Origin of the sequence: Embleya sp. NPDC005971 (assembly GCF_040629175.1) — a bacterium.
Taxonomy (GTDB): domain Bacteria; phylum Actinomycetota; class Actinomycetes; order Streptomycetales; family Streptomycetaceae; genus Embleya.
Map to the genome: position 1 here is coordinate 46,848 of NZ_JBEXUX010000006.1, position 22,586 is coordinate 69,433.

General features: G+C 70.5%; 19 protein-coding genes and 1 tRNA gene. 13 read left to right on the plus strand and 7 right to left on the minus strand.

What is annotated here, in order from left to right; all coding sequences use genetic code 11:
- Positions 1-35: 35 nt before the first annotated feature.
- The gene (locus ABZ374_RS08065) at positions 36-689 is read right to left on the minus strand and encodes a TetR/AcrR family transcriptional regulator (protein ID WP_360307926.1); all 654 of its coding nucleotides are present in this window, start codon (positions 687-689) and stop codon (positions 36-38) included.
- A 7-nt stretch (positions 690-696) separates the two neighbouring features.
- Positions 697-1,665 (minus strand): acyl-CoA desaturase, encoded by a 969-nt coding sequence (locus tag ABZ374_RS08070; RefSeq protein WP_360307929.1) that lies wholly within the window; start codon positions 1,663-1,665, stop codon positions 697-699.
- Between the two features lie 334 nt (positions 1,666-1,999).
- Here ABZ374_RS08070 and ABZ374_RS08075 point away from each other — a divergent pair.
- The 5 genes from ABZ374_RS08075 (at position 2,000) to pth (ending at position 6,383) form a co-directional block, all read left to right on the plus strand.
- Positions 2,000-2,072: transfer RNA gene (locus ABZ374_RS08075), tRNA-Gln, on the plus strand.
- Between the two features lie 172 nt (positions 2,073-2,244).
- Positions 2,245-3,783, plus strand: a complete 1,539-nt coding sequence (gene glmU / locus ABZ374_RS08080) for a bifunctional UDP-N-acetylglucosamine diphosphorylase/glucosamine-1-phosphate N-acetyltransferase GlmU (RefSeq protein WP_360307932.1) — start codon at positions 2,245-2,247, stop codon at positions 3,781-3,783.
- Positions 3,780-4,757, plus strand: coding sequence for a ribose-phosphate diphosphokinase (locus ABZ374_RS08085; RefSeq protein WP_360307935.1), 978 nt, complete (start codon positions 3,780-3,782; stop codon positions 4,755-4,757). Before glmU ends, ABZ374_RS08085 begins: the two co-directional genes overlap by 4 nt.
- A gap of 409 nt (positions 4,758-5,166) precedes the next feature.
- On the plus strand, positions 5,167-5,745 hold the full coding sequence (locus tag ABZ374_RS08090; RefSeq protein ID WP_360307938.1) for a 50S ribosomal protein L25/general stress protein Ctc: 579 nt from the start codon (positions 5,167-5,169) through the stop codon (positions 5,743-5,745).
- 41 nt (positions 5,746-5,786) lie between these two features.
- Positions 5,787-6,383 (plus strand): aminoacyl-tRNA hydrolase, encoded by a 597-nt coding sequence (pth, locus tag ABZ374_RS08095; RefSeq protein WP_360307941.1) that lies wholly within the window; start codon positions 5,787-5,789, stop codon positions 6,381-6,383.
- Between the two features lie 72 nt (positions 6,384-6,455).
- Here pth and ABZ374_RS08100 read toward each other — a convergent pair whose 3' ends face one another.
- The gene (locus ABZ374_RS08100) at positions 6,456-6,938 is read right to left on the minus strand and encodes an SUKH-3 domain-containing protein (protein ID WP_360307943.1); all 483 of its coding nucleotides are present in this window, start codon (positions 6,936-6,938) and stop codon (positions 6,456-6,458) included.
- Between the two features lies 1 nt (position 6,939).
- Entirely contained in the window at positions 6,940-7,455 is a 516-nt protein-coding gene (locus tag ABZ374_RS08105) for a YwqJ-related putative deaminase (protein ID WP_360307946.1), read from the minus strand.
- A 286-nt stretch (positions 7,456-7,741) separates the two neighbouring features.
- On the opposite strand from ABZ374_RS08105, the gene ABZ374_RS08110 reads away from it, so the two are divergent.
- The 7 genes from ABZ374_RS08110 to ABZ374_RS08140 all read left to right on the plus strand — a co-directional run bounded on the left by ABZ374_RS08110 (position 7,742) and on the right by ABZ374_RS08140 (position 14,944).
- Entirely contained in the window at positions 7,742-8,800 is a 1,059-nt protein-coding gene (locus tag ABZ374_RS08110; RefSeq protein WP_360307949.1) for a Gfo/Idh/MocA family oxidoreductase, read from the plus strand.
- Positions 8,800-9,765, plus strand: coding sequence for an NAD-dependent epimerase/dehydratase family protein (locus ABZ374_RS08115; protein WP_360307952.1), 966 nt, complete (start codon positions 8,800-8,802; stop codon positions 9,763-9,765). The genes ABZ374_RS08110 and ABZ374_RS08115 overlap by 1 nt, the downstream gene beginning before the upstream one ends.
- Positions 9,766-9,856: 91 nt before the next feature.
- The gene (locus ABZ374_RS08120; protein ID WP_360307955.1) at positions 9,857-11,020 is read left to right on the plus strand and encodes a DegT/DnrJ/EryC1/StrS family aminotransferase; all 1,164 of its coding nucleotides are present in this window, start codon (positions 9,857-9,859) and stop codon (positions 11,018-11,020) included.
- A complete protein-coding gene (locus tag ABZ374_RS08125) occupies positions 11,020-11,730 on the plus strand; it encodes an acetyltransferase (protein WP_360307958.1) in 711 nt (236 codons plus the stop codon). Before ABZ374_RS08120 ends, ABZ374_RS08125 begins: the two co-directional genes overlap by 1 nt.
- Positions 11,720-12,856: a DegT/DnrJ/EryC1/StrS family aminotransferase gene (locus ABZ374_RS08130; protein ID WP_360307961.1), complete on the plus strand. Its 1,137-nt coding sequence runs from the start codon at positions 11,720-11,722 to the stop codon at positions 12,854-12,856. The genes ABZ374_RS08125 and ABZ374_RS08130 overlap by 11 nt, the downstream gene beginning before the upstream one ends.
- Positions 12,853-14,421: an MBL fold metallo-hydrolase gene (locus tag ABZ374_RS08135; protein ID WP_360307964.1), complete on the plus strand. Its 1,569-nt coding sequence runs from the start codon at positions 12,853-12,855 to the stop codon at positions 14,419-14,421. The genes ABZ374_RS08130 and ABZ374_RS08135 overlap by 4 nt, the downstream gene beginning before the upstream one ends.
- A gap of 367 nt (positions 14,422-14,788) precedes the next feature.
- The gene (locus tag ABZ374_RS08140; protein WP_360307967.1) at positions 14,789-14,944 is read left to right on the plus strand and encodes a hypothetical protein; all 156 of its coding nucleotides are present in this window, start codon (positions 14,789-14,791) and stop codon (positions 14,942-14,944) included.
- Between the two features lie 127 nt (positions 14,945-15,071).
- Here ABZ374_RS08140 and ABZ374_RS08145 read toward each other — a convergent pair whose 3' ends face one another.
- The 3 genes from ABZ374_RS08145 to ABZ374_RS08155 all read right to left on the minus strand — a co-directional run bounded on the left by ABZ374_RS08145 (position 15,072) and on the right by ABZ374_RS08155 (position 18,655).
- The gene (locus tag ABZ374_RS08145; protein WP_360307970.1) at positions 15,072-16,328 is read right to left on the minus strand and encodes a nucleotide sugar dehydrogenase; all 1,257 of its coding nucleotides are present in this window, start codon (positions 16,326-16,328) and stop codon (positions 15,072-15,074) included.
- 56 nt (positions 16,329-16,384) lie between these two features.
- On the minus strand, positions 16,385-17,014 hold the full coding sequence (locus ABZ374_RS08150) for a hypothetical protein (RefSeq protein WP_360307973.1): 630 nt from the start codon (positions 17,012-17,014) through the stop codon (positions 16,385-16,387).
- Between the two features lie 174 nt (positions 17,015-17,188).
- Positions 17,189-18,655, minus strand: coding sequence for an aldehyde dehydrogenase family protein (locus tag ABZ374_RS08155; RefSeq protein ID WP_360307976.1), 1,467 nt, complete (start codon positions 18,653-18,655; stop codon positions 17,189-17,191).
- A 264-nt stretch (positions 18,656-18,919) separates the two neighbouring features.
- On the opposite strand from ABZ374_RS08155, the gene mfd reads away from it, so the two are divergent.
- Positions 18,920-22,477, plus strand: coding sequence for a transcription-repair coupling factor (mfd, locus tag ABZ374_RS08160; RefSeq protein WP_360307979.1), 3,558 nt, complete (start codon positions 18,920-18,922; stop codon positions 22,475-22,477).
- Positions 22,478-22,586: the final 109 nt, after the last annotated feature.

A 22,586-nucleotide genomic window follows, 5' to 3' on the forward strand; every position in this document is an offset into this window, starting at 1 on the left:
GGCCCCTCCTTGTCGGGTGTCTCGGACACCCCTTCTCACGAGCTGCGGCGGCCGACCAGCCTCGGTCTGGGTTCTATGCCGGAGAGGCCGTTCCAGGCCAGGTTGACCAGGTGGGCTGCGACGTCGGCCTTCTTCGGGCGGCGGACGTCGAGCCACCACTGGCCGGTCAGGGCGACCATGCCGACCAGCATCTGGGCGTACATCGGGGCGAGCTTCGGGTCGTAGCCGCGCGACTTGAACTCCAGGCCGAGTACGTCCTCGACCTGGGAGGCGATGTCGCTGATCAGCGATGCGAAGGTGCCGGTGGATTGGGCCACCGGCGAGTCCCGGACCAGGATCCGGAAGCCGTCGGTGTTGTGGTCGATGTAGTCGAGGAGGGCGAAGGCCGCCTGTTCGAGCAGTTCCCTGGGGTGCCCGCCGGTCAGTGCGCCGGTCACCCCGTCCAACAATGCGCTGGTCTCGCGGTCCACCACGACGGCGTACAGACCTTCCTTGCCGCCGAAGTGTTCGTAGACCACCGGCTTCGAGACACCCGCCTTGTGCGCGATCTCCTCGACACTCGTCGCGTCGTAGCCACGCTCCGCGAACAGTGTTCGACCGATGTCGATCAACTGCTCGCGACGCTCTTTCCCGGTCATGCGCACACGACCGCCGCCGCGCGGTGCACTCCGCCTGCTGCTCTCGGTCACTGGCCCATCATGCCGCGCGGCGAGCCGCGACCCGTTCCCGGTCCGGCCAACGTACGTCCCGGACCCAGCCGAGCTTCTCCATCCAGCGGATCGTCCGGGCGCTGCTGTCGAGCTGGCCGCGCAGTACGCCGTGTCGTGCGCTGGTCTGATCCGCGTGGTGCAGGTTGTGCCAGGACTCGCCCATCGAGGGGATCGCCAGCCACCACACGTTGCCCGAACGGTCCCGGGACTTGAACGGCTGGTCACCGACCGCGTGGCAGATCGAGTTGATCGACCAGGTCACGTGGTGCAGCAGTCCCACCCGGACCAGGCCGGCCCAGAAGAACGCGGTCAGCGCGCCCTGCCACGACCATGCCCACAGGCCGCCGACCAGCGCGGGAACGGCCAGCGAGACCGCGACCCACAGCGGAAACTGCCGGGAGACGCGCACCATGTCGCGGTCCTTGAGCAGGTCCGGCGCGTACTTCTCCTGCGAGGTCTGCTCGACGTCGAACAGCCATCCCATGTGCGCCCACCACAGACCCTTGGCCAGCGCGCCGACGCTGGTGCCGTAGCGCCACGGCGAGTGCGGGTCGCCGTCCTTGTCGGAGAACCTGTGGTGCTTGCGGTGGTCGGCGACCCACCGCACCAGCGGCCCCTGCACCGCCATGTTGCCCGCGATCGCGAGCATGATCCGGACCCAGCGTTTGGCCTTGAACGACCCGTGGGTGAAGTAACGATGGAACCCGATCGTGATTCCGTGGCCGGTGATGGCGTACATCACGACCGCGATCACCACGTCGTGCCAGGACAGCCCCCAACCCCATGCCGCCGGCACCGCTGCCACCAGCGCGAGGAACGGGATGCCGATGAAGAGCGCCAGGGCGATCTGCTCGGCGAAGTGCTTGCGCTCGCCGCCGAGGGTGCCGCGCGGTGCGGTGTCGGTGGCGGACTTCCGTTCGGCTTCGAGCACGCCGGCGCCGGGGGAAGGGGTCATGAGGAGTCCCTCAGGTCGGGGGCGGACAACGCTACGGCGACGTAACCTACGGAGCCGTAAGTTCCGTCAGTATGGCAGGTCATGAGCGGAAAGTGAGGTGTCTGTACCCTCTCCGATTCTTCCGGTGAATCCCACGTCGGAGAGGCTTTCCGCGCCCGCTCGACGGCATGCGCGCGGCGTCGGACCGGGCTCGCGCGGGTCCGCGGCGCGCGCTCGTGGCGATGTTCCGTCGGGCCGACGGGGGGTTATTCGCGCACGAAGAGCCGAGGGGCCGGCATAGTGGGTGCCGTGAAAACGGGACGCACCCGCCTGCCAAGCGGAATGCCCGATTCATTCCGCTATGGTGTAACTCGGCAGCACACGGGGTTTTGGTCCCCATGGTCCAGGTTCAAATCCTGGTAGCGGAGCCTTTCGGCGGCATCGCCGGCACTGGCGCGTGGAGCCTTCTCCCGACGGCGCTATCCTCGTAGGGCCCGGTTTGTTCGGCTCGGCTTCGTCGTGCCGTCATTTCGTTTCTCCGGAGTCGGCCTCCGGAGTCGTCGGGCATCCCCCGCCAGCGATGCCGAGGAGCCTTGCTCTGTGAGCCCCATCCGCCCGGCTGCCGTCGTCGTACTTGCTGCGGGTGAGGGCACCCGCATGCGTTCCAAGACCACCCCGAAGGTGTTGCACGCCCTGGCCGGTCGGGCCATGGTCGGGCATGTGGTCGAGGCCGCCAGACGGCTGGATCCCGAGGACCTGATCGTCGTCGTCGGCCATGGCCGCGACCAGGTGGCGAGCTACCTGTCCGCGCTCGACCCGGCCGCCCGGGTGGTCGTCCAGGAAGAGCAGAACGGTACCGGTCACGCCGTGCGGGTCGCCCTGGACGGGCTCGCCGCGGGCAGCCGGGAGCCGGACGGCGTGGTCCTGGTCACGTGCGGGGACACCCCGCTGCTGACCACGGAGAGCCTGGCCGCGCTGGTCGCCACCCACGAGCGCGAGGGCAACGCCGTCACCGTGCTCTCCGCGGTCGTGCCCGACCCGACCGGCTACGGCCGGATCGTCCGGGAGAACACCCCCGACGGACGCGGCGCGGTGACCGCGATCGTCGAGCACAAGGACGCCTCCGCCGCCCAGCGCGCGATCGCCGAGATCAACTCCGGCGTGTACGCGTTCGACGGCAAGCTGTTGCGCGAGGCGCTCGGCCAGATCACCCCGCACAACAGCCAGGGCGAGGAATACCTCACCGACACGCTGCACGTGCTGCGCGAGGCCGGACACCGGGTGGGCGCCGCCGCGGCCGTGGACCACCGGGAGATCCTGGGTGTCAACGACCGGGTGCAGCTCGCCGAGGCCCGGCGGGTGTTCAACAACCGCCTGATCGAGGCCGCGATGCGCGCCGGGGTCACCGTGATCGACCCGGCGACCACCTGGATCGACGTGGACGTCACGTTCGAACCGGACGCCGTGCTCCACCCCAACACCCAGCTCCACGGTGCGACCAGCGTCGCCGCCGAGGCCGTGGTGGGCCCCAACAGCACACTGCGCGACACCGTCGTCGGCGAGCGGGCCCACGTGTACAACACCACGAGCGAGGGCGCCGAGATCGGCCCCGAGGCCACCGTGGGTCCGTACACCTACCTGCGACCGGGTACCCGGCTCGCGCGCGGGGCCAAGGCCGGCGGCTTCGTGGAGATGAAGAACGCCGTGGTGGGCGAGGGTTCCAAGGTGCCGCATCTGACCTACGTCGGGGATGCGACCATCGGGGTGGGCGCCAATATCGGTGCGGCCACGATCTTCGTGAACTACGACGGCGTGAACAAGCACCACACGGTGGTCGGGGACCACGTGCGGGTGGGCAGCGACACCATGCTGATCGCCCCGATCGAGATCGGCGACGGCGCTTACACCGCCGCCGGATCGGCGATCACAGAAGATGTCCCGCCCGGTGCGATGGCGGTGGCGCGGGGGCGCCAACGCAACATCGACGGGTGGGTCGCACGCAAACGCGCGGGAACGGCCTCGGCGCAGGCCGCCGAACGCGCGCTCGCGGTCACGCAGGGCGACTCGGGTGACGTGCACACAACGGCCGGGCCGAACGACGGTTCGACCGAGGCGAATGGCAAGGAGACGGTGCTGTGAGCGGGATCAAGGTGACGCCTGAGCGCAAGCTCATGCTCTTCACGGGCAGGGCCCACCCCGAACTTGCGAAGGAGGTGGCCTCGGAGCTCGGTGCGGATCTCGTTCCCACCAAGGCCTTCGAGTTCGCCAACGGGGAGATCTACGTACGGTTCGAGGATTCCGTACGGGGTGCCGACGCGTTCGTGATCCAGAGCCACACGGCTCCGATCAACACGTGGATCATGGAACAGCTCATCATGATCGACGCGCTCAAGCGGGCCTCCGCCAAGCGCATCACGGTCATCGTGCCGTTCTACGGCTATGCCCGGCAGGACAAGAAGCACCGCGGTCGCGAGCCGATCTCGGCCCGGCTGATGGCGGACCTGTTCAAGACCGCGGGTGCCGACCGGCTGATGGCCGTGGACCTGCACACCTCGCAGATCCAGGGCTTCTTCGACGGCCCGGTGGACCACCTGTTCGCGCTGCCGCTGCTGGCCGACCACGTCGGCAAGCGGGTGGACCGCGAGCGGCTGACCGTGGTCTCCCCGGACGCCGGTCGGGTCCGGGTGGCCGACCAGTGGACGGACCGCCTGGGTGCGCCGCTGGCGATCATCCACAAGCGCCGCGACCCCAACATCGCCAACGAGGTCACCGTGCACGAGGTGGTCGGTGACGTCACCGGCCGGACCTGTGTCCTGGTCGACGACATGATCGACACCGGTGGCACGATCTGCGCCGCCGCCGACGCGCTGTACGACAACGGCGCCGCCGACGTGATCGTGGCCGCCACCCACGCCGTGCTGTCCGGCCCCGCCGTGGACCGGCTCAAGAACTCGCGGATCAGCGAGGTCATCGTGACCAACTCGCTGCCGATCGAGGAGGAGCGTCAGTTCGACAAGCTGACCATCCTGTCGATCGCCCCGATGGTGGGCCGGGCGATCCGCGAGGTCTTCGAGGACGGTTCGGTCACGAGCCTGTTCGAGGGCCACAGCTGACCCACGGCTTCGGTCACCTCGGCCCGGATGGGCCGTTGAGTTGTAACTTGCGTACGCCGCCCGGTCGTTCGGCCGGGCGGCGTACGTGTGCCCACCTGCTTTTCAAGGTATGTTGCCCCGCATGGGGAGCGCACTGTCACTCGTTCGAGTGGTGCTCGCCGCGACCCGATTTCGGGGTGACCGAGAAGAGCGGGTAGGCTAACGGGGTTGCCCGGCGAGGGATGCGCGCTACTTGCTCCGTGATCGACGCGGTAGTTGTGTGTCGTGTGCTCCTCCAAGGCTTTTGCAGGGGACCCGGTGCCACTCGGGCACCTACGAACCGGCTCCGGCGATCATCGTCCGCAGTCGGTCCGCACCATGGGGACCCCGCCCCGCCATCCGCCACCGCGTCGTTCGAGGAGTACCCGTCGTGTCCGAGGTCCGTATCGTCGCCGAGCCGCGTTCCGAGTTCGGCAAGGGTGCCGCCCGTCGCGCCCGTCGCGCGGGTAAGGTGCCGGCCGTCCTCTACGGTCACGGCTCCGCTCCGCTCCACCTTGCGCTTCCGGGCCACGAGCTCATGCTCGCGCTCAAGACCCCCAACGTGCTGTTCTCGCTGGACATCGACGGCAAGGCGCAGCTCGCCCTGCCCAAGGATGTACAGCGGCACCCGATCAAGCGTCACCTCGAGCACGTCGACCTCCTGATCGTCCAGAAGGGCGAGACGGTCACGGTCGAGGTCCCGGTCAGCACGGTCGGCGACATCGCCCCGGGCGGCCTGCTCGAGACCGTCGTCCCGGCGCTCCCCGTCGAGGCCGACGCCACCGCGCTCCCCGGCACCATCGAGATCGACGTGACCGGCCTGGAGCCGGGCGCCTCGGTGCACGCCAAGGACATCAAGCTGCCGAAGGGCACCGCGCTCGCGGGCGACCCGGACGCGGTCATCCTGCACATCCTCACCCCGTCGGCTCCGGAGCCGACCGCCGAGGAGACCGCGGCCGACGAGGCCTGATCGGTCGTTGTCGTCAAGGCGAACGCGGGGATCACAACATCATGAGTGAGTCGCAGGCCCACGCCGGCACGGAGAACAGTCCGTGGTTGGTCGTGGGCCTCGGCAATCCCGGGCCCGAGTACACCGGGAATCGCCACAACGTCGGATTCATGGTCGTTGACCTGCTCGCCGAGCGGGATCGCTCGAAGTTCAAGGCGCACAAGTCGCGCGCCCAGGTGGTGGAGACCCGGATCGGCCCGCACCGGGTGGTGCTGGCCAAGCCGATGTCGTTCATGAACCTGTCCGGTGGTCCGGTGACCGCGCTGCGCGACTTCTACAAGATCCCGGTCGCGAACATCATCGCGGTCCACGACGAGTTGGACGTCGACTTCGGCGTGCTGCGGCTCAAGCGCGGTGGCGGCGACAACGGGCACAACGGCCTGAAGTCGATCACCAAGTCGCTCGGACCCGACTACCTGCGGGTGCGGTTCGGCATCGGTCGCCCGCCCGGGCGGATGGACGTCGCCGCGTTCGTGCTCAAGGACTTCTCCGCGACCGAGCGCAAGGAACTCGCGTTCGAGGTGGACCGCGCGGCCGACGCGTGCGAGGCGCTGGTGCGCGAGGGCCTGGAACGCGCGCAGAATCAATTCAACACCTGATCGTGGCGGATCGGGGCGGACGAACGAGGGCGGGCTCCCCACGGGGACCCGCCCTCGGCCGTACCCGCTCGGCTACCAGCGCCCGTCGTCGCGGATGCGCACCGGTGCCAGCCCCAGGACCAGCGTGCTGATCGCGTTGTCCATCGACGAGCCGATGAACCACTCGCCGGTGTGGTCCAGGCCGAACACCCGACCGCTCGGGTCGATCGCCAGATAGCTGCTGCCGTCGTCCTCGTCGCCCAGCGGGGCCAGCGGGGTGCCCAGCGCGCGACCCACGTCGGTGAGCGTGCGCGGCAGGTGCAGCCCGCGGGTGGGGTCGATGGTGAACGGTCGACGGAGCACGTCCTTGCCCGCGCCGGTGATGGCGAAGTGCAGCGTGCCGAATTCGGCCCAGGCCACCAGCGCCGCCGGGAACACGCTGTGCCGGTGCCCGTCGGGCGACTCGTGGTCGCTGATCTGCCGGGCCCAGGTCTCGGCCTGGGCCAGCCGGCGGCGGCCCACGGTCCAGCCGGCCCGCTTGAGCTCGTGCACCACGTCGGTGGAGAAGCGGGACACGTCAGCCGCTTTCCGTCGACGCGACGCCGAAGTGTTCGAGCATCGGCGCGCAGGATCGACACGGCGGTTGATACGTGTCGTGTCGTGGGTCGCCGTCCTCGCGGATCCGGCGCAGGGTCAGCTTGGCCCCCTTGAGCGAGCGCCGTGCCTCCTGCACGGTGAACGCCCGCCGGGCCGCCCGCTTGGTGCGCGCCGCCTCCGCCTCGAAGAGATGCTCGGACACCAGCTCGACCTCGGGGCAGCGGCCCCGCCAACGTTCGCGTGCCTCGACCGGGAGAGCCATCAGGAAGTCCCGGACCAGCGGATGCGCCGTCGGCACGGTGTCGCCCTTGGCGCCGGCCCGGGTCCGGACGCGCTTGCCGATGAACAGCGCCGCGGCCACGGCCGGGAGGATGCTCTCCCGGGTGCTCCCGGGGGCATCCCGCTCGTGCGGGTCGGGATCCACCGGTTCGAGGTCCGGATCCACTTCCGCCGTACGTTCCTTCGCCAGTGTCGTCGTCGGAGTACCCGCGGCCACGTGGCGTTCCCTTCTCGTTCATGTGCTGCTGCAATCGACGCGGTTGTGTCGACGGATCGATCATGCCGCGCCCGGATCGGTGACTGTGCGTGTAACAGCGTGCCAAACGTCTCGGCGACCCGTGCAACCGGGACTCCCGCAAAGATCTTTGCAGTTCGGACCGACCGCGGATTTCCCGGTTGACCCGCGGCGGAGCGGATCGGGCGCTAGCTTCGTTCGGGTGGGGGTGCCGTGCGGCGGCTGGGCCCGCGCGGCCGGGGGGTTGCAGGGGAGTTGACGCTTCGTCATGTCGAATTCCGGGTCTGGGCGGGCCATCGGGCTCGCCGTCATAGGGGCCGGCTATTGGGGACCCAATCTGGTGCGCAACGCGCAGGCCACACCGGCCCTGCGGGTGGAATGGCTGTGTGATCTGGACGAGGCGCGGGCGCGCACGGTGCTGGGGGAGTACAGCACGGTGCGGGTGAGCACGTCGTACCGGGAAGTGTTGGCCGATCCCGCGGTGCACGCGGTGGCGATCGCGACGCCGGCCGCGACGCACTTCGAGCTGGTCGCGGCGGCGCTGGAGGCGGGCAAGCACGTCCTGGTCGAGAAGCCGATCACGGCCGCGCACGCGGACGCGGTCAAGCTGGTCGAACTGGCGGAGCGCAACGGGCTGACGCTGATGTGCGATCACACGTTCTGCTACATGCCGGTGGTCCGACACATCCGCGAGCTGATCCACGGCGGCGAACTGGGCGACATCCGCTTCTTCGACTCGGTGCGGATCAACCTGGGCCTGGTTCAGCCGGACGTGGACGTGTTGTGGGACCTGGCGCCGCACGATCTGTCCATCCTGGACTTCATCCTGCCGCCCGGGGTGCGCCCGGTGTCGGTGACGGCGCACGGCGCGGATCCGCTGGGCACCGGCCGGGCCTGCCTGGCCTATCTGGTGTTGCGGCTGAGCAACGACGCGATCGCGCACGTGCATGTGAACTGGCTCTCGCCGACCAAGGTGCGCACCACCATCATCGGCGGCTCGCGGCGCACCGTGGTGTGGGACGACACCAATCCCGCGGCCCGACTCCAGGTGCACGACAAGGGGGTCGACCTCACCGCGGACGCCGAACTCAGCCGGGAGGCCCGGCGGGAGAAGCTGATCTCCTACCGGGTGGGCGACGTGGTCTCGCCCGCGCTGCCCGAGCGGGAGGCGCTGCGCGCGGTGATGGCCGAGTTCGCCGACGCGATCGACACCTCCCGGCCGGCGCTGACCGACGGGCGCGCGGGTCTGCGCGTCCTGGAACTGTTGGAGGCGGCCTCGCGCAGCCTGGAACTGGGCGGCGTCACCGTCGCGGTGGGAGAACTCTGATGGGTGTCGAGATAGCCGGTTCGCGCTGCGTGGTCACCGGCGGCGCGGGGACCATCGGGTCCACCATCGTCGACCGGCTGCTCGCCGCCGGGGCGGCGCACGTGGTCGTCCTGGACAACCTGACCCGAGGGCATCGGGGCAACCTGGCCCGGGCATTGGCCGACGAGCGGGTCGAGCTGGTCGACGGCGACATCCGGGACCGGCCGCTGCTGGCCCGGCTGATGCCGGGCACCGACGTGCTGTTCCACCTCGCCGCGATCCGGATCACCCAGTGCGTCGAGGAACCCCGGCTCGCGCTGGAGGTGCTCGTGGACGGCACCTACGACGTCATGGAGGCGGCGGTCGCCGCCGACGTGCGCAAGGTGGTCACCTCCTCCTCGGCGTCGGTCTACGGCCTCGCCGAGGAGTTCCCGACCACCGAGCTGCACCACCCGTACGACAACGACACGTTCTACGGTGCGGCCAAGCTGTTCAACGAGGGCCTGCTGCGCAGCTTCCGGGCGATGTACGGCCTGGACTACGTGGCACTGCGCTACTTCAACGTCTACGGCCCGCGGATGGACGTGCACGGCTTGTACACCGAGGTGTTGATCCGCTGGATGGAGCGGATCGGCAAGGGGGAACCCCCGTTGATCTTCGGCGACGGCCTGCAGACCATGGACTTCGTGTACACCGAGGACATCGCCCGCGCCAACCTCCTTGCCGCGCAGGCCGATGCCGCCGGTGAGGTGTTCAACATCGCGTCCGGGAGCGAGACTTCGCTGCGCGGACTGGCCGAGCGGCTGTTGGTGGCGATGGGTGCGGACGGGTTGGGCATCGAGTACGGCCCGGCGCGGGCGGCCGGCGGGGTGACCCGACGGTTGGCCGATACCACCAAGGCCGCACGGGAGTTGGGCTTCACCGCCGAGGTGGACATCGACGAGGGGCTGCGCCGACTGGTGGCGTGGTGGCGGGACGCGGTCTGATCCGATCGGGGCACCGAGGGGGTTCGGTGCACCACCGGGTGCGAGGCGGACGGGCAGACATGGGCGGGCGACCGGGCTGGGGGAAGGCACGATGAGCATGGAACGAATTCCGGTGATGCGGCCCTGGATGGGCGAGGAGGAGGCCGCCGCCGCGGCGGACGCGGTGCGTTCGGGGTGGGTGGCCCAGGGACCTCGGGTGGCCGCCTTCGAGCGGGCGTTCGCGGAATACGTCGAGGTGCCCGCGGCGATCGCGGTGTCCTCGTGCACCACCGCGTTGCATCTGGCGTTGATCAACGCCGGGGTGGGGCCGGGCGACGAGGTCGTGGTGCCCTCGTTGTCCTTCGTGGCCACCGCCAACGCGGTGCGCTACGTGGGCGCGCGCCCGGTGTTCGCCGATGTCGAACTCGCCACCGGCAACCTGACCCCGCAGACGATCGAACCGGTGCTCACCGCCGCGACACGTGCGGTGGTCCTGGTCGACCAGGGCGGCATCCCGGCCGACCTGGACGCCGTGCGGGCGCTGGTGGACGCCCGCGGCATCGTGGTCGTGGAGGACGCGGCGTGCGCGGCGGGCTCGACGTACAAGGGCCGCCCGGTGGGCGCGGGCGCGATGTCCGCGACCTTCTCCTTCCATCCGCGCAAACTGCTCACCACCGGTGAGGGCGGCATGCTCACGCTCGCGCGCGAGAGCGCGGCACCGCGGCTGCGCCGGTTGCGCGAGCACGGGATGAGTGTGAGCGCGGCCGATCGGGACGCGGCGGACCGTGCGGGCGGGGCGCCGGTGGTGGAGAGCTACGACGAACTCGGCTTCAACTACCGGATGACCGACATCCAGGCGGCGGTCGGCCTGGTGCAACTGGGCCGACTGCCCGCGATGGTCGCCCGCCGTCGGGAACTGGCGGCGCGCTACCGCGAGTTGCTCGCCGATCTGCCCGGGTTGGCGACGGCGGGCGATCCGGCTCACGGGTTGTCCAACCACCAGGCGTTCTGGGTGCTGCTGCCCGAGGACTTCCCGATGTCGCGCGACGAACTGCTCGGCGAACTGGCCCGGGCCGGCGTCTCGGCGCGGCGCGGGATCATGGCCGCGCATCTGGAACCGGCCTACGCGGACGTCGAACACGTGCCGTTGCCCGCCACCGAGCGGTTGACCCGCGACTCGTTGATCCTGCCGCTGTTCCACGACCTGACCGAGGCACAGCAGGACCGGGTGGTCGCCGCGGTGCGGGCGGCGGCCGGCGTCCGGGCGGCGGTCTAGTGTCCTTTCGCGACCTGCTGTTGGTCGGCGCCGGCGGGTTCGCCCGGGAGGTCGCCGCGGCGCTCCCGGATTTCCAGGCACCGCGCGGAAGTTCGGGTTGGCGACTGCTCGGCTTCCTGGACGACGACGCGGACCGATGGCAGACCGAGGTGGACGGCTACCCGGTGCTCGGCGGCGCGGACGCGGTGCACACGTGGCCGGACGCGTTGGTGGTGGTGTGCGTCGGGAGTCCGACGAACTGGTGGAGCCGCTCGCGGGTGGTGGCCCGACTGGGCCTGCCGGACACCCGCTGGGCCACCCTCGTGCACGTGAGCGCGGTGGTGCCGCGCACGTGCGAGATCGGGCCGGGCGCGGTGCTGATGGCCCAGACGGTGTTGACCACCTCGGTCCGGGTGGGCGCGCACGCGCACACCATGCCGCAGGTGGTGCTGACCCACGACGACGACGTGGGCGAATTCGCCACGCTGGCCGCGGGAGTGCGGTTGGCGGGCGCGGTGACGGTGGGCCGGGAGGCGTACCTGGGAGCCGGTGCGCTGGTGCGCGAACGGTGCACGATCGGTGCCCGGTCGCTGGTGGGGATGGGCTCGGTCGTGACGCGGGACGTGCCGCCGGCCGAGGTGTGGGCGGGGGTGCCGGCCCGCCGACTGCGGTCGGCGCCGACCCCCGCCGTTGTCGGGATACCACGAGGGGGAGACGCGGATGAGTGCTGACCTGGATCGCATTCCGTTGGTGGACCTGGCCGCCGCGCATGCCGAGGTGGCCGGCGAGGTCGAGGCGGGCATCGCCCGGGTGCTGGCCACGTGCGCGTTCGTGGGCGGCCCCGATGTCGCGGGCTTCGAGGCCGAGTACGCGCGGTTCACCGGCGTCGCGCACTGCGTGGGGGTGGCCAATGGCACGGACGCGGTGGAACTGGCCCTGCGGACGCTGGAGGTGGGCGCGGGCGCGGGTGTGGTGATGCCCGCGAACACGTTCGTGGCAACCGCCGAGGCGGCCGTCCGGGCGGGTGCCCGGCCGGTGTTCGCGGATGTGGACGACGAGTACCTGCTGCTGGACCCGCAGCGGGCCGCCGAGGCGCTGAACGGCCCGGTCCCGGCCCGCGCGGTGGTGCCGGTACACCTGAACGGGCAACTGGCCCCGATGGCCGCGTTGCGGGCGCTGACGCAGGCGCGCGGGGTTTTCCTGGTCGAGGACGCCGCGCAGTGCCAGGGGGCGACCCAGGACGGCGTCTCGCCCGGCGGGTGGGGGCCGGACTCGATCGCGGCGACCAGCTTCTACCCGGGCAAGAACCTGGGCGCGTACGGTGACGGCGGCGCGGTGGTGACGAGCAACGAGACCTACGCGAGGGTGCTGCGCGAGATGCGCGACCACGGCTCGTCGCGCAAGTACGTGCACGCGCGCCTGGGCTTCAACTCGCGCCTGGACACCATCCAGGCCGTGGTGTTGCGCGCCAAGCTGCGTCGACTGGCCGACTGGAACGTGCGCCGGCGGGCGGCGGCGGCCCGCTACGACGCGCTGCTCGCGGGTGTCGAGGGCGTGCGGGTGCCGCGCACCGCGCCGGGCAACGAGCACGTCTGGCATCTGTACGCGGTTCGGGTGCCCGAGCGGGACAAGGTGCTCGCGCTGTTGAACGAGGCCGGTGTCGGAGCCGGTGTGCACTATCCGGTGCCGGTGCACCTGCAACCCGCGTTCGCCGAACTGGGCTATGCCCGCGGCGACTTCCCGGTGGCCGAGCGGGCCGCCGAGCAGATCCTGACGCTGCCGCTGTACCCGCAGCTCACCGCGTCGCAGCAGGAGCGCGTCGTGGAGGTGCTCGCGGGAGCGCTGAGCCGGCTGTGAGCACCGAGTCCGCCCTCGGACCCGCCGTGAGCGTCGGGCCCGAACACGAACCGACGTGCCTGCCCGCGCCCGGCGCGATCCGTCATCTCGGCCACGCGGGCTTCGTGGTCGCGCACGCGGGGCTCTCGCTGCTGATCGACCCGTGGTTCCACCCGGCCTTCCTCGGCGCGTGGTTCCCGTTCCCGGACAACCGCGAGTTGTTGCCGGACGTGCTGGCCGGCGACCACGACCTGCTCTATCTCTCGCACCTGCACGAGGACCACTTCGACGAACGGGTGCTGGAGCGACTCGATCGCGGCATCACCGTGGTGTTGCCCAGGTATCGGTCCAGGTCGCTGGTCAAGCGGATGAGCGCGCTGGGCTTCCACGATCAGGTGGTGCTCGGCCACCGGGAGTCGTTCACACCGGCGCCGGGCCTGACCCTGACCATGTTCCTGGACACCAGCCACAAGGAGGACAGCGGCCTGCTCGTGGATCTGGCCGGCTACCGCTTTCTGGACCTCAACGACTGCAACACTCCGCTGAGCGAACTCCCGGGCGACATCGACCTGTTGTCCGCCCAGTTCTCCGGCGCGATGTGGTACCCCAACGCGTACGCGTATCCGCAGGAGACCCAGCGCAAGAAGACCGCCGAGGTGCGTTCGGACCTGTTCGACACGCTGGTGCGCAAGGTACGGCTGACCGGTGCGCGGGCCTATCTGCCGTCGGCCGGTCCGCCGGTGTTCCTGGATCCGGAACTCGCCCGGTTCAACGACCGGGACGAGACGATCTTCCCGCTGTGGGACGCCTTCGCCGACGATTTCGCGGCGGCCTGTCCGCGGGTACGGGTGATCGAGACCGCGCCGGGCGACGACCTCGCCGCGCCCACCGGCCCGGTGGCGCAACTGCGCACCGAGGCGTACCTGAGCGCCTACCGCGACCGCCGCGAGGGCGAGTGGCGGGCCTGGGCGATGCGCGAGTCCGAGCCGGTCTCCCCGGCCGAACTGGACGCCTACCTGGCCCGGTTGCAGAGCTGGAACAAGCGCTTCCTGGGCGACTGGCGCAAGGACGTGCGGTTGACCTCGGACGGCTCGTCCTGGTCCGTGCGGCTGGGCCGGATCGCGGGCGACATCGTGTTCGAGGAGGAACCGGTCGACCCCGCCTACACGATCGAGGTCCCGCAGCGGGTGTTGCGCGCGATCGTGGACGGCGCGGTGGGCTGGGAGGAGGCGCTGCTGTCCATGCGCCTGGGCCTGGCCCGGGATCCGGACGTGTTCGACCTGACCCTGATGAGTCTGCTGCGCTACGGCGAGCATCCGGCGCAGACCATGCAGATGGTCCGCGAACGCGAATCGGCCGCGAACGGCGAGTCGATCGAGCGGTGCGGGGTGCGGATGCAGCGCTTTTGCCCGCACGCCGGCGAGGACTTGGCGCACGCGGACATCACGGCCGGCGTGTTGGAGTGCCCGAGGCATCACTGGAAGTGGCGTCTGGACACCGGCGAGTGCGTATCGGGCGGCACGGTGCCGCTGCGGGTCGAGCCGGTGCCGGTGGAGCGAGCCGGTCCCGATGTATCGGATGGGTGACAGTCGCCGATCGCCCAGGACGCGCGTTCGGGCCCGGGGCGGTTGACATAACGTCCTGCTCCATCTCGGCAGCCGCCCTGCTCGCCTTGTGCCCCGTCACCCCTGCGAGCGAGTCCGAGCCACTCGTTTGCCCTATTCGTCGGAAAAGATAATTGATCGCGGTATTGCATCCTTTGTATGTCGGTAACGACGCGTTAGGCATTCAAAAGGAAAACGTTTTTCTCCGAAACGTCCGGGTTCCGTCACGAGCGTGTCATGACGTGCCGAGTGTCGGCCGTACGGCGGCCGCAAGTGCTGCGGTGTGGCCGTCCAAGTCATTCGTGTCCCACGGGGCGGGGGTGGCGCCTGCGATGTCTGGAGGTTGTCCATGAGCACCTGGGGATGGGTCTGCCAGGAGAACGGTTGTGCGTCGAAGTCCGACGGCGCCCGCCAGCGATACCGGTCGAAGGACGCGGCGCAGGTGGCGGCCAAGGCGCACACCAAGGCCACCGGGCACAAGACGAAGATCATCGAGTACAGGTAGCCGTCGGGTCCCGGCGGCGGACGGGCGGGACGAGCAGGGACGAGCGGGACCGACCGGACCCGGATCGAAGCCGCGCCCGGTGGTCGACACCCACGACCACCGGGCGCCCGGCCGGGCCGGAACGGCCCTACAAAACCTCGATGTTGGGACCCGCGCCGAGCACCCGCCGGCAGTCGAGCACGTAGTCGGCGCCGCGCAACAGATCCAGATCGACGTCGTCGTGATCGACGAGCAGCACCACGGCGTCCGCGGCGGCCACCGTCTCCGCGGTCAACTCCACCCGCCGCAACCGGGCGTCCACGACCTGGGCGAGATCCACGTGCGGGTCCGCGGCGGTGACCTCCGCGCCCAGGTTCAGCAACAACCGGGCCACGTGCGTGGACGGCGATTCGCGGGCGTCGCCGGTGTTCTTCTTGTAGGCGAGTCCCACCAGCAACACCCGGGAGCCGTTCACCGAGCGGCGCCGGGTGTTGAACGCGGCGGTGAGCCGGCGGATCACGTAGTCCGGCATGTGGTTGTTGACGTCGTTGGCCAACTCGACGAAACGAAAGCTTTGACCGAGCGCGCGCTGCACCCGCCAGGACAGGTACGACGGGTCGATCGGCAGGCAGTGCCCGCCGACCCCCGGCCCCGGCGTGAAGCGCAGGAAGCCGAACGGCTTGGTCGAGCAGGCGTCGATCGCCTCCCACACGTCGATGCCCAGGTCGTGGGCGAACATCGCGACCTCGTTGACGAGCGCGATGTTCACGTGCCGGAAGGTGTTCTCGATCAACTTGACCAACTCGGCCTCCTTCGGCGAGGAGACCGGCACGACACGATCGATCAGCGAGCCGTAGAAGTCCTCCACGACCGCCAGCGAGGCGGCGTCCACCCCGGAGACCACCTTCGGCGTGTTGACCAGGTTCCAGGTCGGGTTGCCCGGGTCGATCCGCTCCGGGCTGTAGCCCAGGTGGAAGTCCCGGCCCGCGGTCAGGCCGGAGCCCTCCTCCAGGATCGGGCCGACCAATTCCTCGGTGGTGCCCGGATAGGTGGTCGATTCGAGCACCACACACGCGCCGGGCCGCAGATAGCGGGCCAGCGTGCGGGCGCACTCCTCGATGTAGCTCAGGTCCGGGACGCCCTCGCGCAGCGGCGTGGGCACGGTGATCACCGCGATGTCGTAGCCGCCCAGATCGCGCGGCTCGGTGGTGGCGCGGTAGCTGCCCGCGTCCAGGATCGCCCGCACGTGCGCGGACGGGATGTCCTCGACGTAGGACTCGCCCGCCGCCAGCCGCTTGACCCGCCCCTCGTCGACGTCGTAACCGACCACCTCGTGGCCCACCTGGGCGGCCCGCACGGCCAGCGGCAGCCCCACATAGCCCTGACCGGCGATGACAACACGCATCCGAGAAACCCCCTCCTCGCGCAACCGCCCACCCCCGAGCGGTTGGTGATGCAACGTCAGGCGTGGCCCGGCACGTGATCGGCACGTGGTTTGGCCACCACCCACGACGACACCAGCCCGGCCACCCGCTCGCCGCGCACCACCGCCCCCGGAAAGCGCGAGACCAACTCGCCGCGCCGGGCCGGGAACACCCGGGGCGCCGCTCCGGCGATCCGCGATCGCAGGTGATCGGGCATCAGATGCAGTGCGGGCAACGAGGTCTGCGGATCGATCGGGTGCTCCCGGGCGGCGGCGCGCAGCCAGTAGCGCTCCGCCGAGGCGTGCACGACATCGGCCAACCTTGCCCGCGCGGTCGGCAGCGCCAACCGGTCGAGCAGCCCGTCGCACACCACCAGGTCGCAACTCCCGGACCACTCCAGCGGATCCGCCGCCTCGTGGACCAACCACGAGGTCGAATCCGCGGATTCGGCCGCGGTCGCGACCACCCGTACGTGCGCGGGCCGCACCGGGGCGTGCCACCAGAACTCGGCCGAGCCGCCCAGGTCCACCACCCGCAGCCGCTCGATGTCCGGGAACGCCTCGCGAAACCACAACCATCGTCGCGCCCGCGCCCCGGCTTCCACCTGCGTGCGCGCGGCGCCCGCGCGCACCGACCAGGCCCGGACCAGGCGTTGCGGCTGTGCCATCGTGCGTGATCCCCCCTGACGAGCCCGCGGCCGAGCGCCGCGGACCGCCCCTCAGGCTAGGGGGACAATCGCACCGGCACGCGGAAAACCGGCGAACCCGAGGCGACCCGGGCCCGAACATGCGAACGGCCCCGGGGAAGGATCCCGGGGCCGTTCGCGGTCGTGGCGAGCAGGTCAGGCGCTGGGCCAGACGATGCTCTGGATCTCGCTGTAGGCGGCCAACCCGTACGAGCCGCCGTCCCGGCCGACGCCGGACTGCTTGAAGCCGCCGAACGGCGCCTCCATGTTGCGACCCACGGTGTTCACCCCGACACCGCCCGAGCGCAGCCGGCGCGCGATGGTGTAGGCACGCGTGGTGTCGCCCGCGAACACGTAGGAGATCAGCCCGTAGTCCGAGTCGTTGGCGATCCGGATCGCCTCCTCCTCGTCCCCGTCGAACGGGATCACGGTGACCACCGGGCCGAAGAACTCCTCGCGCGCGATGGTCATCTCGTTGGTCGCGTCCGCGAACAGCGTGGGCGCGACGAAGAAGCCCTTGGCCAGGTCCGGCCGCTCGCCGCCGGTCACCAGGCGTGCCCCCTCCTCGCGGCCCTTGGCGATCAGCGCCTCCACCCGGCCGCGCTGCACCGCCGAGATGACCGGGGTGACCTGGGTCGCCGGGTCCAGCGGGCTGCCCACCTTCAGGCCGTTCGCGTGCTCGGCCAGCCGCTCCACCAGCCGGTCGTAGATGCCGCGCTGGGCGATCACCCGGGTCGGCGCGGTGCAGATCTGGCCCGCGTAGAAGCTCCACACCGTGCCGATGCCGTGCACGGCCGCGTCCAGGTCCGCGTCGTCGAGCACGATGCACGCGCCCTTGCCACCGAGCTCCATCAACTGGCGCTTGAAGGTGCGGCCCGCCACCTCCGCGATGCGCGAGCCGATCAACGTCGAGCCGGTGAAGCTGATCATGTCCACGTACGGCGAGGCCACCGTCGCCTCGGAGACGTCCACCCCCGAGCCGGTGATGATGTTCAGCACGCCGCGCGGCAGCCCGGCCTCCTCCAGCGCCTGGGCCATCCGGTAGACCGCCAGCGGGTCCTGCGGCGCGGGCTTGACCACGACCGTGTTGCCCATCGCCAGCGCCGGCGCGACCTTGCCCGCGGTGTTGGCCAGCGGGTTGTTGTACGAGGTGATGCAGGTGACCACGCCGACCGGCTGGCGCACCTCCAGCGCACCGAAGATGCCCGCCTTGCTCAGCGCGGTCTCCGGGACGGCCTGCGGGGGAAGCGGGGTCTCGGTCGGCTCCAGGGCGCCCTTGGCGTAGCGCTTGAAGCGCGAGTACGTGGTGCCCAACTGCATCATGCCCGCGACCCCGAGGGTCGCCCCGGTCTCCGCGGCGGCCAGCGGGACCACCTCGGCGCCCATCTTCAGGAACAGATCCGCGGCCCGGTCCAGGATGCCCGCGCGCTCCTCGGGCGTGGTCCGCGACCAGGTGCCGAACGCCTCGGCCGCCGCCGCGGCGGCCGCGTTCGCCTGTTCCACGGACGCCTCGGGCGCCAGGCCCACGACCTCCTCGGTCGCCGGATTGATCACCTCGTAGTGACCGCGGTCCGGCTCGACCCACTCGCCGCCGATGTAGAGCTTTTGCTGCGCGCTGCTCATGGTGTCCGTCGTCTCCCCTGCTCCAGCCGCCGCCCCGGACTCCCGACGGCCCGTCGAAAATCCGACGACCCGTCAGATTCCTGTTCGCAGGCCATTGGACCCCCTAACAGTCGCATTGCCAAGGGGGAGAGGTAGGCGGTACTGGTCACAGTCACACGTTGTCATCGCGGGCGGCACCGACCCCTTCGGGCGTAGGGTTGACGGGGAACCCCGGTCCTTTTCCAAGGTCGGGGCCGTTCGCGTTGCGGAGGATCCAACCGGCCCATGAGTCTGACCGGTCTGCTAGACATCGTCGTCCAGGACCCCGCCGTCGCCGAGGCGGTGCGGGCCGCGTCCGAGGGCCGCGGTACCACCCTCGACCTCGTCGGACCACCGGCACTGCGCCCGTTCGTGGTGGCCGCCATCGCGGCCCGCGCGGACCGCCCGGTGCTCGCGGTCACCGCCACCACCCGTGAGTGCGAGGACCTGGTGGCCGCGCTCGGGTCGCTGCTGCCCGAGGACTCCGTCGTGGAATACCCCTCGTGGGAGACGCTGCCGCACGAGCGGCTCTCCCCGCGCTCGGACACCGTCGGGCGCCGACTCGCGGTGCTGCGCAGACTCGCGCACCCGACCTCCGGCGGCCTCGCCGACGCCGGCACCGGCACCCTCAAGGTCGTCGTCGCCCCGATTCGCAGTGTGCTGCAACCCCAGGTCAAGGGGCTCGGCGACCTGGAGCCGGTGGCGCTGACCGCCGGGCAGGACATCGCCCTGGAGACCGTCGTCGAGCAACTCGCGGCCGCCGCCTACTCCCGGGTCGACCTGGTGGAGAAGCGCGGCGAATTCGCGGTGCGCGGCGGCATCCTGGACGTCTTCCCGCCGACCGAGGAGCACCCGCTCCGGGTCGAGTTCTGGGGCGACCAGGTCGAGGAGATCCGCTGGTTCAAGGTCGCCGACCAGCGCTCCCTGGAGACCGCCGAGCACGGCCTGTGGGCACCGCCCTGCCGCGAGCTGCTGCTCACCGACCCGGTCCGCGAACGGGCCCGTGAGCTGCTCGTGGAGCACCCCGGGCTGGTCGAGATGCTCGGCCGGATCGCCGAGGGCATCGCGGTCGAGGGCATGGAGTCGCTCGCGCCCGCCCTGGTGGACGACATGGAGCTGCTCCTGGACGTGCTGCCGGCCGGGAGCCACGTGCTGGTCTGCGACCCGGAACGGGTACGTACCCGCTCGGCGGACCTGGTGGCCACCAGCCGCGAGTTCCTGGACGCCTCCTGGGCCGCGGCGGCGGGCGGCGGGGAGAGCCCGATCGACCTGGGCGCCGCGTCGTTGTGGAGCCTGGCCGACGTGCGCGAGCACGCCGCCGAGATCGGCGTGCCCTGGTGGTCGCTCAGCCCGTTCAGCGCGGACGCCGACGACACCGGCACCGCGATCGGCGCGGTCGAGGTCGAGGCGTACCGCGGCGACGCCCAGCGGGTGCTGGCCGAGATCAAGGGCCGGCTCGCCGAGGACTGGCGCGTGGTGCTGGTCACCGAGGGCCACGGCCCGGCCGCCCGATTCGTCGAGACGTTGTCCGGCGAGGGCGTGGCCGCCCGCCTGGACGCCGACCTGGACCGGGTGCCGGACACCGGCGTCGTACACGTGACCACCGGCTGTATCGGCCACGGCTTCGGCTCCGAATCGCTGCGCACCCTCGTGCTCACCGAGGAGGACGTCTCCGGCCAGCGCACCTCCACCAAGGACATGCGCCGGCTGCCGAGTCGACGGCGCAACATGGTCGACCCGCTCCAGCTCAAGCCCGGCGACTTCGTCGTGCACGAGTCGCACGGCGTCGGCCGCTACGTCGAGATGCTCCAGCGCACCGTGCAGGGCGCGCAGCGCGAGTACCTGGTCCTGGAGTACGCGCCCGCCAAGCGCGGCCAACCGGGCGACCGCCTGTTCGTACCCACCGACCAACTCGAACAGGTGACCAAGTACGTCGGTGGCGAGAGCCCGTCGCTGCACCGGCTCGGCGGCGCCGACTGGGCCAAGACCAAGGCCAAGGCGAAGAAGGCGATCAAGGAGATCGCCGGCGACCTGATCAAGCTCTACTCCGCCCGGATGGCCGCGCCCGGACACGCGTTCGGCCCGGACACCCCGTGGCAGCGCGAGCTGGAGGACGCCTTCCCCTACATCGAGACGCCCGACCAGCTCTCCTCGATCGAGGAGGTCAAGGGCGACATGGAGAAGGCGATCCCGATGGATCGGCTGATCTGTGGCGACGTGGGCTACGGCAAGACCGAGATCGCCGTGCGCGCGGCGTTCAAGGCGGTCCAGGACGGCAAGCAGGTGGCCGTCCTGGTGCCCACCACGCTGCTGGTCCAGCAACACTTCTCCACCTTCTCCGAGCGCTACGCGCAGTTCCCGGTCGTGGTGAAGTCGTTGTCCCGGTTCCAGACCGAGACCGAGGCCAAGGCGGTCCTGGAGGGCCTGCGCGAGGGCTCGATCGACATCGTGATCGGCACCCACCGACTGTTCTCGGCCGAGACGAAGTTCAAGGACCTGGGCCTGGTCATCGTCGACGAGGAACAGCGCTTCGGCGTCGAGCACAAGGAGCAGCTCAAGAAGCTGCGCGCGAACGTGGACGTGCTGACCATGTCCGCGACCCCGATCCCGCGCACCCTGGAGATGGCGGTCACCGGCATCCGCGAGATGTCCACGATCACCACCCCGCCGGAGGAGCGGCATCCGGTGCTGACCTTCGTCGGCCCGTACGAGGAGAAGCAGATCGGCGCCGCGATCCGGCGCGAACTGCTGCGCGAGGGCCAGGTCTTCTACATCCACAACCGGGTCGAGTCGATCGATCGCACGGCCGCCAAGATCCGCGAACTGGTGCCCGAGGCCCGGGTGGCGATCGCCCACGGCCAGATGCACGAGAACGCGCTCGAACAGGTGGTCGTGGACTTCTGGGAGAAGGAGTTCGACGTCCTGGTCTGCACCACGATCGTCGAATCCGGCATCGACATCTCCAACGCGAACACGCTGATCGTCGAGCGGGCCGACAACTTCGGCCTGTCCCAGCTCCACCAGCTCCGCGGTCGGGTCGGCCGCGGCCGCGAACGCGCGTACGCGTACTTCCTGTACCCGCCGGAGAAGCCGCTGACCGAGACCGCGCACGAGCGGCTCGCCACCATCGCCCAGCACACCGAGATGGGCGCGGGCATGTTCGTGGCGATGAAGGACCTGGAGATCCGCGGCGCGGGCAACCTGCTCGGCGGCGAGCAGTCCGGGCACATCGCGGGCGTCGGGTTCGACCTCTACGTGCGCATGGTGGGCGAGGCGGTCAACCAGTACAAGGAACTCGCGGCGGGCGGCGAGGCCGGTGAGGAGATCTCGGAGATCCGGGTCGAACTGCCCATCGACGCGCACGTCCCGCACGACTACGTGCCCGGCGAACGGCTGCGCCTGGAGGCGTATCGGCGGATCGCGGCGATCACCTGCGAGTCGGACATCGACGCGGTGCGGGCCGAACTGGTGGACCGCTACGGACCCTTGCCGCAGCCGGTGGAGAACCTGCTGGAGGTGGCCCGGTTCCGGGCGCACGTGCGCGGGGCTGGCCTGGCCGACGTCACCCTCCAGGGCAACTTCGTCCGGTTCGGACCGGTCGACCTGCGCGAGTCGCAACAACTGCGGCTCCAGCGGCTCTACCCGAAGACCCTGGTCAAGGCGCCCACTCGGCAGATCCTGGTGCCCAAGCCGATGACCGCCCGGATCGGCGGCCGGCCGCTGCGCGACGTCGCGTTGTTGGCCTGGGCGCGTGACCTGGTGGACGCGATCCTGCTGGAGCCGATCGCCGCGGCGACGAAGTAGCGGCAGCTCCCGGGCGGTGCGGTCGGCCGCCCGGGACCTGCCGCGAGTCGCCGGCCGGCCCGGATGATCTTGGCGAATGTGCGGACTTCGGGCGTGCCCACCCGTATCT

Excerpts from the sequence above, each read along its gene's own strand:
- ABZ374_RS08070 (WP_360307929.1), bottom strand. The coding sequence starts at position 1,665 with ATGACCCCTTCCCCCGGCGCCGGCGTGCTCGAAGCCGAACGGAAGTCC.
- pth (WP_360307941.1), top strand. The coding sequence starts at position 5,787 with ATGAGTGAGTCGCAGGCCCACGCCGGCACGGAGAACAGTCCGTGGTTG.
- ABZ374_RS08110 (WP_360307949.1), top strand. The coding sequence starts at position 7,742 with ATGTCGAATTCCGGGTCTGGGCGGGCCATCGGGCTCGCCGTCATAGGG.
- ABZ374_RS08115 (WP_360307952.1), top strand. The coding sequence starts at position 8,800 with ATGGGTGTCGAGATAGCCGGTTCGCGCTGCGTGGTCACCGGCGGCGCG.
- ABZ374_RS08120 (WP_360307955.1), top strand. The coding sequence starts at position 9,857 with ATGAGCATGGAACGAATTCCGGTGATGCGGCCCTGGATGGGCGAGGAG.
- ABZ374_RS08130 (WP_360307961.1), top strand. The coding sequence starts at position 11,720 with ATGAGTGCTGACCTGGATCGCATTCCGTTGGTGGACCTGGCCGCCGCG.
- ABZ374_RS08140 (WP_360307967.1), top strand. The coding sequence starts at position 14,789 with ATGAGCACCTGGGGATGGGTCTGCCAGGAGAACGGTTGTGCGTCGAAG.
- ABZ374_RS08145 (WP_360307970.1), bottom strand. The coding sequence starts at position 16,328 with ATGCGTGTTGTCATCGCCGGTCAGGGCTATGTGGGGCTGCCGCTGGCC.
- ABZ374_RS08150 (WP_360307973.1), bottom strand. The coding sequence starts at position 17,014 with ATGGCACAGCCGCAACGCCTGGTCCGGGCCTGGTCGGTGCGCGCGGGC.
- ABZ374_RS08155 (WP_360307976.1), bottom strand. The coding sequence starts at position 18,655 with ATGAGCAGCGCGCAGCAAAAGCTCTACATCGGCGGCGAGTGGGTCGAG.
- mfd (WP_360307979.1), top strand. The coding sequence starts at position 18,920 with ATGAGTCTGACCGGTCTGCTAGACATCGTCGTCCAGGACCCCGCCGTC.